Here is a 10,881-nt window from a genome sequence, read left to right as displayed (position 1 = left end):
GCATAGCCGCCGGCCTTGGCACGGTCAATCATCTCGGAGTAGATCTCTGGGGTTGCAATGGGCATGCTGACTCCTATGCTGAGTTTTCGTCTATGCGCCCGTTCCCATTTGGTCCAGGCGCTCTACGCCTTCCGGTTCGGAATTCAACCAGGACGGCGGCTTAAACAAGAAGGCGGCTACGCCATAGCCCCGCCGCATGGGACGGAGCTATGACGCAGCCGGGTTTTATTCGGCCACCTCGCCGGTGGTTTCGTAGGTGGCGATCTTGCCGATGCGGCGCTCATGGCGCTCGGCAGCGCTGAACGGTTCTGCCAGGAACGCCTTTATCAGTTCGGTTGCCTCCTCAACGGTGTGCTGCCGGCCGCCAACTGCCACCACGTTGGCATTGTTGTGTTCGCGGGCCAGCTTGGCCGTGTCGAGGTTCCAGGCCAAGGCCGCGCGGACGCCCTTGACCTTGTTCGCGGCGATCTGCTCACCGTTGCCCGAGCCGCCCAGTACGATCCCGAGGGCGTCAACGCCCACGGCCTGGTCGGCCACGACGGCGGCTGCTGCCTTAATACAGAACGCCGGGTAGTCGTCCTCGGCGTCATAGGCGGCCGGCCCGTGGTCTACCATCTCGTAGCCGCTGGCTGACAGTGCGGTGATGAGGTGAGAGCTAAGCTCCATACCGGCGTGGTCGGTTGCGATGTGAACGCGCATGAGGGTCCTTCAGACTGGTGGGGTGCGGTGTTGTTGTTGTGCGGCGTAGTTAGCCGAAAGCGAGCTGCCCGTTGGCGCGCAGCGACTCGATGGCGTCCTCAGGTGAGGCCTTGCCGTATACGGCAGATCCGGCCACAAAGACGTTGGCACCGGCCTCCGCGGCGCGGGTGATGGTTTCCTCGGTGATGCCGCCGTCCACCTGGATGGCCACGTTCACCCCCGAACCGTCCACTGCCGCGCGGGCACGACGGATCTTGGGCAGCATGACGTCCAGGAATGCCTGGCCACCGAAGCCCGGCTCCACCGTCATGATCAACAGCATGTCCAGTTCGGAGAGCATGTCCAGGTACGGTTCCACCGGAGTGGCCGGGCGAAGTGCCATGCCCGCCTTGGCTCCGCGGGCGCGGAGTTCCCGGGCGAGTTTGATGGGGGCATCTGATGCCTCCACGTGGAACGTCACAGAGCTCAGGCCGGCGTCGGCGTACAGCGGCGCCCAGCGGTCCACGTTGGCGATCATCAGGTGGGCGTCCAACGGGACGGGGCTGACCTTCTGCAGCCGTTCCACAACAGGCAGGCCGATGGTCAGGTTTGGCACAAAGTGGTTGTCCATGACATCCACGTGCACGGCATCTGCGTTGCTGATGCGGGCAAGCTCGGCCTCGAGGTTGGCGAAGTCGGCCGAGAGGATGCTGGGATTGATGCAGCAGTTCAGGGGTGATGCGGACATGATGTCTGCCTTTCGGTAGCTGTCAGAGCTCGGGTCAGGATGCCTTCCGGGCGGCGGCGAGGGCGCCTTCGACGTCGGCCAGCAGTTCCTTCCAGCTGGCCACGAACTTGTCGAGGCCTTCGGATTCGAGGAGGGCAACCACCTCGTTGTAGGAGATACCCAGTGCGTCCAGTGCGTACAGGACGGCCTTGGACTCGGCATAGGCGCCGGTGATGGTGTCCCCGGTCACCACGCCGTGGTCGAACGTGGCGTCCAGGGTCTTCTCCGGCATGGTGTTGACGACGTCGGCAGCAACCAGTCCCGTGACATACAGGGTGTCGGGGTAGGCCGGGTCCTTGACGCCGGTGGACGCCCACAGCGGACGCTGCGGACGGGCGCCGGCTTCGGCCAGGACCTCCCACCGATCAGTGGAAAAGAGCTGCTCGTAGACCTGGTAGGCCAGGCGGGCATTGGCTACTCCTGCCTTGCCCTTGAGGGCCTTGGCTTCGTCGGTGCCGATGGCGTCGAGGCGCTTGTCGATCTCGGAGTCAACGCGGGAGACGAAGAACGAGGCCACGGAGTGGATCGTGGCCAGGTCGTGGCCGTTGTCTTTGGCCTGCTCCAGGCCGGACTGGAACGCGTTGATGACGGCGCGGTAGCGCTCGAGCGAGAAGATCAGGGTCACGTTAACGCTGATGCCCTCGGCCAGGGTTGCCGTGATGGCCTCAAGGCCTTCGAGGGTTGCGGGAATCTTGATGTGGACGTTGTCCTTGTCCACCTTTTTGTAGAGGTTCTTGGCTTCGGCGATAGTACCGGCCGTGTCCCAGGCCAGGCGCGGGTCAACTTCGATGGAAACACGGCCGTCGACACCCTTGGTGGCGGCGGCGACCGGAGCGAAGAGGTCGCAGGCGTCAGCGACGTCGGTGGTGGTGATCTCGAAGATGGTCTCCTCGACGCCGGCACCCTGCGCGGCAAGTTCGGCGATCTTTGCGTCATAGTCGGAGCCGGAGGTGATCGCGGCCTGGAAGATGGACGGGTTGGTGGTCACGCCGACCACATTCTTTTCGTCGATGAGCTTCTGCAGGCTGCCGCTTGCGAGACGCTCACGCGAGAGGTCGTCGAGCCAGATGGACACGCCGGCGTCGGACAGCTGGGCGGTGGGGGTTGCGTTGGTCATGGCTTCTTCCTTCAAAAATTGTGGACTGGTGACAGTTCGCGGCCGCGCCGCGGGACGTCCCCCATGAGGCCGTCCCGCGGCGCTGGCCGCAGTGCAGGTAAAGGTCAGTTGCGGGCAGCGGCCAGGGAGTCCTTGGCGGCGGCGGCGACAGCCTCCGCAGTGATGCCGAACTCCTGGAACAGGCGCTTGTAGTCTGCCGAAGCGCCATAGTGCTCGAGCGAGATGGAACGGCCGGCATCGCCAACGAATTCCCTCCAGCCCAGGGCAAGGCCGGCTTCGACGGAGACGCGTGCCTTGACGGCTGCGGGGAGCACGGATTCGCGGTAGGCCGCGTCCTGCTTGTTGAACCACTCGACGCACGGCATGGAGATGACGCGGGCGGCAATGCCTTCGGCTTGTAGAGCTTCGCGGGCCTGGACGGCCAACTGCACCTCGGAACCGGTAGCGATCAGCAGCACGTCGGCCGGAACGGTCGCGCCGTCCTTGGCCGCTTCGGCCAGCACGTAGCCGCCCTTGGCCACACCCGCCGGGGAAGCAAAGGTGTCACCCTGCGCTGCACCATTACCGCGGGCGAAAGTGGGTACGTTCTGCCGGGTCAGGACGATGCCGGCCGGGTTGGAGTGGTTCTCCAGCATGGTCTTCCACGCTATACCTACCTCGTTTGCGTCGCCGGGGCGGACAACGTCGAGGCCCACGATGGCGCGCAGGGTGGAGAGCTGTTCAACGGGCTGGTGGGTGGGGCCGTCTTCGCCCAGGCCGATGGAGTCATGCGACCAGACGTAGATGGACGGGACACCCATCAAGGCGGAGAGGCGGATGGCCGGACGCTGGTAGTCGCTGAAGATCAGGAACGTGCCGGAGAATGCGCGGGTACGGCCGTGCAGCGAAATGCCGTTCACGATCGAGGCGGCAGCGTGCTCGCGGATGCCGAAGTGCAGGACCCGGCCGTACGGGTTGCCTTTCCAGGCATCCGTGGAGCGGGAGACCGGAATGAACGACGGCGAGCCTTCGATCGTGGTGTTGTTGGACTCGGCAAGGTCAGCCGAACCGCCCCAGAGTTCGGGCATGACCGGGCCCAGCGCGCCCAGGACTTTGCCCGACGCGGCGCGGGTGGAAACATCCTTGCCTGCTTCGAAGACCGGCAGGACTGCATCGATTCCGGCGGGAAGCTTCTTGGCTTCGATCCGCTCCAACAGGGCAGCGCCCTCAGGGTTGGCCGACTGCCACGCCTCGAACGAGGAATCCCACTCGCTGCGGGCGGCAGCACCGCGGTCAACCACGGAGCGGGCGTGGGCCAGGACCTCCTGGTCCACCTCGAAGGACTTGGCCGGGTCGAAGCCCAGGACCTCCTTGAGGCCTGCGACTTCGTCAGCGCCGAGGGCGGATCCGTGGATCTTGCCGGTGTTCTGCTTCTTCGGCGCCGGGTACCCGATGATAGTGCGCAGCGAGATGATGGACGGCTTGGAGGTCTCGGCTTTCGCGGCGAGCAGGGCGGAGTAGAGCTCCTGGACGTCTTCGACGTATTCGCCGGTCTCGGTCCAGTCAACGCGCTGGGTGTGCCAGCCGTAGGCCTCGTAGCGCTTCAGGACATCCTCGGTGAAGGAGATGTCTGTGTCGTCCTCGATGGAGATGTGGTTCTCGTCGTAGACCACCACGAGGTTGCCCAGTTCCTGATGCCCGGCCAGCGAGGACGCCTCCGAGGTCACGCCTTCCTGGATGTCGCCGTCGGACGCGATAACCCAAATGGTGTGGTCAAACGGGGACGTGCCCTCGGCAGCGTCGGCGTCAAACAGGCCGCGCATCCGGCGCTGCGAGTACGCGAAGCCCACGGAGGAGGCCAGGCCCTGGCCCAGCGGACCGGTGGTGATCTCCACGCCGGCGGTGTGCTTGTACTCGGGGTGGCCCGGTGTCAGGGAATCCCAGGTGCGCAGTGCCTTGAGATCGTCCAGTTCCAGGCCGTAGCCGGAGAGGAACAGCTGGATGTACAGGGTCAGCGAGGAGTGGCCGGGTGACAGGATGAAACGGTCACGTCCCAGCCAGTCCGGATCGCGGGGGTCATGGCGCATCAGCTTCTGGAAAAGAAGGTAGGCGGCCGGGGCAAGGCTCATGGCCGTGCCGGGGTGGCCGTTGCCGACCTTCTCTACGGCGTCCGCAGCCAAAACACGGGCTGTGTCCACGGCGCGCTCGTCCTCGGGCGTCCAGTTGAGTGTCGCTGAATTTGCAGTGCCGGGGAGTGCCACATTTGTTGTCGGGTTCACGGTTTGTCCTTTTGGATCTGGTCGGCCTGGAGCGGCCGGACGGATTCTTTCTGGTTGATATCAATGATTGCGAACCAAATGGGCAGGGGTAACACTGTTTTCTGACGGTTCTTACTACCCTTTTGGGTTGGAGGGGCGTTACCGCCCGGGTAAGCTGTCCGGATGAGTGCAGCGCCGGACCCATCCCTGAAGGAATTCACCATGCCCCTACCAGACCTGCCGTGGCCGCTTTTGCAGAGCGTGGCAGCCTTGGCCGATGCCCCCCTGTCCCAGATAGCTGAGCGACTGCGTGAAGCAACGCTCCCCTACATGGGAAGCAGCGCGCTGGTTATCTTCACGGAAGACTGCACAGGCCGGCCGCAGAAGAAGGCAGGCGATGAGGACATCATTTCCCGGGTCTCCATCACGGAACTGGACACGCTCCGCGCCACCCTCGAGGATGAGGGACCCTGGTTCGGGGAAGCCGAGCTCGCTGGCAAGACCCGCCCCGCGCTCGCTCTGAAGCATGCCTCCAGTAACGCCCTCCTGGTCCTCACCGATCCCCCTGCCGATCCGGGGCGCAGCGCCGGGCTGGAGCTGGTGACGTATCTGTGGCGCCTCACCGCACGGCGGATCCGGGAGAAGGTGGCTGATGCGCCGCCGTCATACCTGCTCGAATCGCGGGCGGCATCCGCCGAACGCCTCCGCGTGACGGCGGAACTGACCGATGTGCACTCCACCACCCTGGAAACGCTCCTGGCAGCCCTGCGTTCATCCTCCATGGATGATGCGGCAGCACGCACCACCGTCACCGACCTCACGGCCAAGGCTTTGATCGGGCTTCGGACCCACAGCGACCGCACAACGGACCTGGTGAAAGAGCCCGTTGCCAAAGCCTTCGAACGCCTGCGGGAGGACTTGCGGCCGCTCACACGCTACAGCGGCATCGAGATCGAATTTATCGAACCGCCGCTGAACGGAAGGGCCCTGCCCGGCGAAGTTGCCCACGCGGCACGGGCCATCGTCCGCGGGCTTGTGCTGGCCATGACGGAACAACCTGATGTCAGCAGGGTACGAACACAGTGGGACTGCGATGGCGAAAACCTGCTGATCAACGTCCGCGACGACGGCCGGGGCGCACTCAAAGCCGACGCCCCGAGCATCGCTCGCCTGGACCGCCGGGTGCAGGCGCTCACCGGAACACTGCGGATCGACGTTATGCCCGGCTGGGGTGCAGACGTCTTTGTCACCCTCCCCCTGGATCTGCAAACGTCACGCCCGGCCGGAGATGTCACCGGGTGGGACCTTGCCGCCCGCGAGCTCGAGGTGCTCCAGCACCTTGTCGCCGGGCAGCGCAACCGAACCATCGCCTCCACGCTGGGCATCAGCGAGAACACGGTCAAGTTCCACGTGCGGAACCTGTTCAGGAAGCTCGACGTCGGCTCACGCACCGAGGCGATCGCCCTGGCGCACAGCCACGGACTCCGGTGACGGATTTAGGACGCGCGTAGGAACGCAACAGCGGCCCCGCCTCCACCCGGAGACGGGGCCGTTGTGCTTGTTGGCTCAGCCGGCATTGGCCGCCGCCAGCGCAGCGGACTCTTCGGCTGTTTCCGGCTCAGCCGTGTGTGGCACAAAGCGGACGAACATGGCTTTGAAGCCGGGGGTGTTGGATTCCCTGGCGACGTTTTCCTTGTGGACCAGGGCGTTGGCTTCGGGGAAGTACGCGGCGGCGCAACCCTTCGCCGTCGGGTAGGCCACGAGGCGGAACTTGTCCGCCTGCCGGTCATGGCCACGGAAGGTGCTGACAACGTCCACGAGGTCCCGGTCCTGGAAGCCCAGCTCTGCCAGGTCCTCGGGGTGCACCAGGATGACGCGGCGGCCGCCGGAGATCCCGCGGTAGCGGTCATCCAGTCCATAGAACGTGGTGTTGTACTGGTCGTGGCTGCGGATGGTCTGGAGCACCAGGTGGCCGTCCGGCGGGGTCAGGTACTCCAGCGGGCTGACCGTGAAGCGACCGCGTCCGATGTCCGTTTTGAAGGAGCGGGTGTCCCGGGGCGGATTGGGCAGCACGAAACCGTTTTTGGTCCGGACCCGGGCGTTGAAGTCCTCGAAGCCGGGCAGGACGCGGGAGATGTGGTCACGGACCACGTCGTAGTCTTCGGCCATGGCCTTCCAGTCCACGGCGTGGTCTGGGCCGAAGGTCGCCTCTGCCATCCGCGCCACGATCACCGGCTCGGCCAACAGGTGATCGGAGACCGGCTGCAGCCTGCCCTGGGTGGAGTGGACCACGGACATGGAGTCTTCCACGGACAGGAACTGTGCGCCCTTGGGGTGCTTGTCGTCCTTGTCCGTCCGGCCCAGGGTGGGCAGGATCAGCGACGTGCGGCCGTGCACCACATGGGAACGGTTCGGCTTGGTGGAAATGTGCACGGTCAGGCCGATCCGCTGCATGCCGGCTTCCAGACTCGCCGTGTCCGAGCAGGCGAGCGAGAAGTTGCCGCCCATGGACACAAAGACGTCCACCTCGTCACGCTCGAACGCTTCCATGGCTTCCACGGCGTCGTGGCCGTGATGCCGCGGCGAGGTAATCCCGAACTCGCTGTCGAGTGCCTCAAGGAGCCACTCCTTGGGCTTTTCCCAGATGCCCATGGTCCGGTCGCCCTGGACGTTGGAGTGCCCGCGGACCGGGCAGGCGCCAGCGCCGGGCTTGCCGAAGTTCCCCTGCAGGAGCAGGACGTTGACCATTTCCTTGATGGTGTCCACCGAGTGCGGCTGCTGCGTCACGCCCAGGGCCCAGCAGAAGATCGTGGCCTTGGACTTGATGAGCATCCCTGCCACGGTTTCGATCTGTTCGCGGGACAGGCCCGTGGCTTTCTCGGTTTCCGCCCAGTCCAGCTCCCCGCGGGCGACGCGGTAAGCGTCGAACCCGTCGGTCTGCGCATCAATGAAGGGACGGTCGACGACGGTGCCCGGGTTGCGTTCTTCCTCCGCCAGGAGCAGATGGCCGAGCGCCTGAAACAGCGCCAGGTCACCGCCGACCTTGATTTGGAGGTACTCATCGGCCAGCGGCGTGCCGCCGCCCACCACCCCAGAGACGGTCTGCGGATCCTTGAAGTTGAACAGGCCGGCCTCCGGTAGCGGGTTGACCGCCACCACCTTGCCGCCCTTGTCCTTGCACTCCTTCAGGGCTGAGAGCATACGGGGATGGTTGGTGCCGGGGTTCTGGCCGACGACAAAGATGAGCTCGGAATCGTGGATGTCCTCCAGGGACACGGTTCCCTTGCCGATGCCTATGGTCGGGTTTAGCGCCGAACCTGAGGACTCGTGGCACATGTTGGAACAGTCCGGCAGGTTGTTCGTGCCCAGGGCCCGCGCGAACAGCTGGTACATAAACGCCGTCTCGTTCGCGGTGCGCCCGGAGGTGTAGAAAACGCACCGGTCCGGAGTGGAGGCGCGGATGTGCTCACCTATCAGCTCGAAGGCGTCGGCCCAGGAGATCGGCGAATAGTGGCTCTCCCCTTCGCGGATGACCACCGGTTCGCTGAGCCGGCCCTGGTTGCCCAGCCAGTACTCCGTCCTTCCGGCGAGTTCGGCGATGGAATGTCTGGCCCAGAACTCCGCCCCCACGGTACGGAGGGTGTTTTCCTCGGCCACTGCTTTGGCGCCGTTCTCGCAGAACTCGGCGGCTTTGCGCTTCGTCGCCGATTCGGGCCAGGCGCAGCCCGGGCAGTCGAATCCGCCCTGCTGGTTCAGCCGCAGCAGGGACTGCGCCGTGCGGGTCACGCCGGCCTGGGCAACGGCACGCTCGAGAGCCACCATCACAGCCTTCACCCCGGCCGCTTCTTTCTTCGGCTTGTGGACCTCGAGGTCGTCCTCGTTGATGTCCGCGACGGGGGCGGGCTGCTTACCGAACTTCATGGTTCCAACTTCCTTACCGGCTCACGCCGTTCTTGTTCACAACGCCCGACGAGGCGCGCCGGCTGTTCTGGCGCGCCTCGTCGGGATCCTGCCGATGCGGAATCCTGCTCTACTGGGACACCTTAGCCAGCGTTTCCCCTTCCGTGCTAATGGTGGTGTTGTCGCCGTGGCCGGTGCGGACCACGGTCTCCGGCGGGAGGATGAGCAGCCGTTCCCGGATGGAGGTGAGGATCGTGGGGTAGTCGCTGTAGGAGCGTCCCGTCGCCCCCGGTCCACCGTTAAAGAGGGTGTCGCCGGTGAAGACCGTTCCCTCACTCTCGAGGTAGAAGCAGGTGGAGCCCGGGGAATGGCCCGGCGTGTGGATGGCCAGCAGCGCGGTGCCGCCCACCTCGAACACGTCGCCGTCGCCGTGGTACCGGTCCGGGTCCGTATCCGGGTAAACCTGCTTCCAGAGGACCAGGTCCTCCGGGTTCAGGATGATCGGTGCGCCGACGGCGGCCGCGACCTCCCGCGCCGCGCCGATGTGGTCATTGTGCGCGTGGGTCAGCAGGATGGCCAGGACCTTCCGGCCACGGACCTGCTTGATGATCGCGGCCGCATCGTGCGGGGAATCGATGATCATGCACTCATCGTCGTTGCCGATGATCCAGACGTTGTTGTCCACGTCCCAGGTGCCGCCGTCGAGCGAAAAAGTGCCCGAGGTGACCAGGTTTTCGATGGTGATAGTCATGAGAACTCCTTCTGGGTCTTTAGTTCAACAACCGAGCGCAGGACCTTGCCCTCGTGCATCCTAGCGAAGGCTTCCTCCACCTGGTCGATGGTGATCCGCTCGGTGACGAAGGCATCCAGGTCAAGGTTGCCCTGCTTGTACTGCGCCACGAGCATGGGGAAATCACGGGAGGGCAGGCAGTCGCCGTACCAGGAGGACTTCAACGACCCGCCCCGGCCAAAGACATCCAGGAGGGGCAGCTCAAGCGTCATGTCCGGCGTGGGGACACCCACCAGCACCACACGGCCGGCGAAGTCGCGGGCGTAGAACGCCTGCCTGTACGTTTCGGGACGTCCGACGGCGTCAATCACCACGTCCGCTCCGTTACCTCCCGTGAGGGCCCGGATCGCCTCAATGGGGTCTTCCTTGCCGGAGTCCACGCCGTGGGTGGCCCCAAGGGACTTGGCCATCTCCACCTTGTTGGCGTCGATGTCCACCGCGATGATGGTGGTGGCGCCGGCCAGCTTTGCGCCGGCGATCGCGGCGATACCCACGCCGCCGCAGCCGATCACGGCCACGGATTCGCCGCGCTTGACCTCGCCCGTGTTGATGGCGGCACCGATGCCGGCCATCACACCGCAGCCGAGCAGCCCGACGGCGGCGGGATCGGCGTCGTCGTCAATTTTGGTGCACTGTCCGGCGGCAACGAGTGTCTTCTCCGCGAAGGCGCCAATACCCAGCGCGGGAGAGAGTTCCGTACCGTCCTCGAGGGTCATCTTCTGCGTCGCGTTGTGCGTGTTAAAGCAGTATTGCGGCTGTCCTTTGGCACAGGCGCGGCATTCCCCACAGACAGCGCGCCAGTTCAAAATCACCCGGTCACCCGGGACGACGCTGGTGACGTCGAGACCCACCGCGCTGACTATACCCGTGGCCTCATGGCCCAGCAGATAAGGGAACTCGTCGCCAATTCCGCCCTGCTTGTAGTGCAGGTCCGTGTGGCAGACCCCGCAGGTGAGAATGTCCACGAGGGCCTCCCCCGGACCTGGATCCGGGACCAGAATAGTCTCCAGCGACACCGGGGCATTCTTCTCCCTGGCGATGACGGCCTGTACTTTGTGGACCATTATTCTTGTGTTCCTTTCCTGGATCCGGCCGGATCCGGTGAATCGGCAGCAAGTGCCAATCTAACTGACGCGTTGGGGTTCCACGTCTTTGGTTGCGCGGTCCCGTCAAACGGTGATCAGTGACTGACCGTCCTTATGACGTTCCGGCTCCCCGCTGCACGTGAACGTCATGGGCACTGCCTGGATTGTGGTGCTGCCAAGACTGCGGACTGTTTCGCCGAAGACTTCGTCGGGGTCGAGGCGGCGGAGTTCTTCCGCGAGGCAGTCTTTGAGGCTGCGGCGGGGCAGGGAGATGCGTTGGGCGGGCT

At 65.0% G+C, this 10,881-nt stretch carries 9 protein-coding genes; 1 reads left to right on the top strand and 8 read right to left on the bottom strand.

What is annotated here, in order from left to right:
* Positions 1-225: 225 nt before the first annotated feature.
* The 4 genes from ABIB45_RS21995 to tkt all read right to left on the bottom strand — a co-directional run bounded on the left by ABIB45_RS21995 (position 226) and on the right by tkt (position 4,840).
* On the bottom strand, positions 226-699 hold the full coding sequence (locus tag ABIB45_RS21995; RefSeq protein ID WP_354217963.1) for a ribose-5-phosphate isomerase: 474 nt from the start codon (positions 697-699) through the stop codon (positions 226-228).
* Positions 700-748: 49 nt separating this feature from the next.
* Positions 749-1,426 carry a ribulose-phosphate 3-epimerase gene (gene rpe / locus ABIB45_RS21990; protein ID WP_354163223.1) on the bottom strand — a complete coding sequence of 226 codons (678 nt, stop codon included), beginning with the start codon at positions 1,424-1,426 and terminating at the stop codon, positions 749-751.
* A 34-nt stretch (positions 1,427-1,460) separates the two neighbouring features.
* Positions 1,461-2,582, bottom strand: a complete 1,122-nt coding sequence (gene tal / locus ABIB45_RS21985; RefSeq protein ID WP_354167767.1) for a transaldolase — start codon at positions 2,580-2,582, stop codon at positions 1,461-1,463.
* Positions 2,583-2,686: 104 nt separating this feature from the next.
* The gene (tkt, locus tag ABIB45_RS21980) at positions 2,687-4,840 is read right to left on the bottom strand and encodes a transketolase (RefSeq protein WP_354217962.1); all 2,154 of its coding nucleotides are present in this window, start codon (positions 4,838-4,840) and stop codon (positions 2,687-2,689) included.
* A gap of 201 nt (positions 4,841-5,041) precedes the next feature.
* On the opposite strand from tkt, the gene ABIB45_RS21975 reads away from it, so the two are divergent.
* On the top strand, positions 5,042-6,310 hold the full coding sequence (locus ABIB45_RS21975) for a helix-turn-helix transcriptional regulator (protein WP_354217961.1): 1,269 nt from the start codon (positions 5,042-5,044) through the stop codon (positions 6,308-6,310).
* A gap of 75 nt (positions 6,311-6,385) precedes the next feature.
* On the opposite strand, the gene ABIB45_RS21970 is transcribed toward ABIB45_RS21975, so the two are convergent.
* The 4 genes from ABIB45_RS21970 to ABIB45_RS21955 form a co-directional block, all read right to left on the bottom strand.
* Positions 6,386-8,740, bottom strand: coding sequence for an FdhF/YdeP family oxidoreductase (locus tag ABIB45_RS21970; protein ID WP_354217960.1), 2,355 nt, complete (start codon positions 8,738-8,740; stop codon positions 6,386-6,388).
* 109 nt (positions 8,741-8,849) lie between these two features.
* Positions 8,850-9,470 (bottom strand): MBL fold metallo-hydrolase, encoded by a 621-nt coding sequence (locus tag ABIB45_RS21965; RefSeq protein WP_354217959.1) that lies wholly within the window; start codon positions 9,468-9,470, stop codon positions 8,850-8,852.
* Positions 9,467-10,573, bottom strand: coding sequence for an S-(hydroxymethyl)mycothiol dehydrogenase (locus ABIB45_RS21960; RefSeq protein ID WP_354217958.1), 1,107 nt, complete (start codon positions 10,571-10,573; stop codon positions 9,467-9,469). Before ABIB45_RS21960 ends, ABIB45_RS21965 begins: the two co-directional genes overlap by 4 nt.
* A gap of 105 nt (positions 10,574-10,678) precedes the next feature.
* Positions 10,679-10,881: OpcA/G6PD domain-containing protein (locus tag ABIB45_RS21955; protein ID WP_354217957.1), on the bottom strand; the 203-nt coding region annotated here is incomplete at its 5' end.

This window comes from Arthrobacter sp. UYCo732, assembly GCF_040547265.1.
GTDB lineage: Bacteria > Actinomycetota > Actinomycetes > Actinomycetales > Micrococcaceae > Arthrobacter.
The sequence above is the reverse complement of the archived record's forward strand: the minus strand, read 5'-3'. Positions and strand labels throughout refer to the sequence as shown.

What these genes read in the sequence shown, in the direction of transcription:
- ABIB45_RS21995 (WP_354217963.1), bottom strand. Translation starts at nt 699, where the DNA reads ATGCGCGTTCACATCGCAACCGACCACGCCGGTATGGAGCTTAGCTCT.
- rpe (WP_354163223.1), bottom strand. Translation starts at nt 1,426, where the DNA reads ATGTCCGCATCACCCCTGAACTGCTGCATCAATCCCAGCATCCTCTCG.
- tal (WP_354167767.1), bottom strand. Translation starts at nt 2,582, where the DNA reads ATGACCAACGCAACCCCCACCGCCCAGCTGTCCGACGCCGGCGTGTCC.
- ABIB45_RS21975 (WP_354217961.1), top strand. Translation starts at nt 5,042, where the DNA reads ATGCCCCTACCAGACCTGCCGTGGCCGCTTTTGCAGAGCGTGGCAGCC.
- ABIB45_RS21970 (WP_354217960.1), bottom strand. Translation starts at nt 8,740, where the DNA reads ATGAAGTTCGGTAAGCAGCCCGCCCCCGTCGCGGACATCAACGAGGAC.
- ABIB45_RS21965 (WP_354217959.1), bottom strand. Translation starts at nt 9,470, where the DNA reads ATGACTATCACCATCGAAAACCTGGTCACCTCGGGCACTTTTTCGCTC.
- ABIB45_RS21960 (WP_354217958.1), bottom strand. Translation starts at nt 10,573, where the DNA reads ATGGTCCACAAAGTACAGGCCGTCATCGCCAGGGAGAAGAATGCCCCG.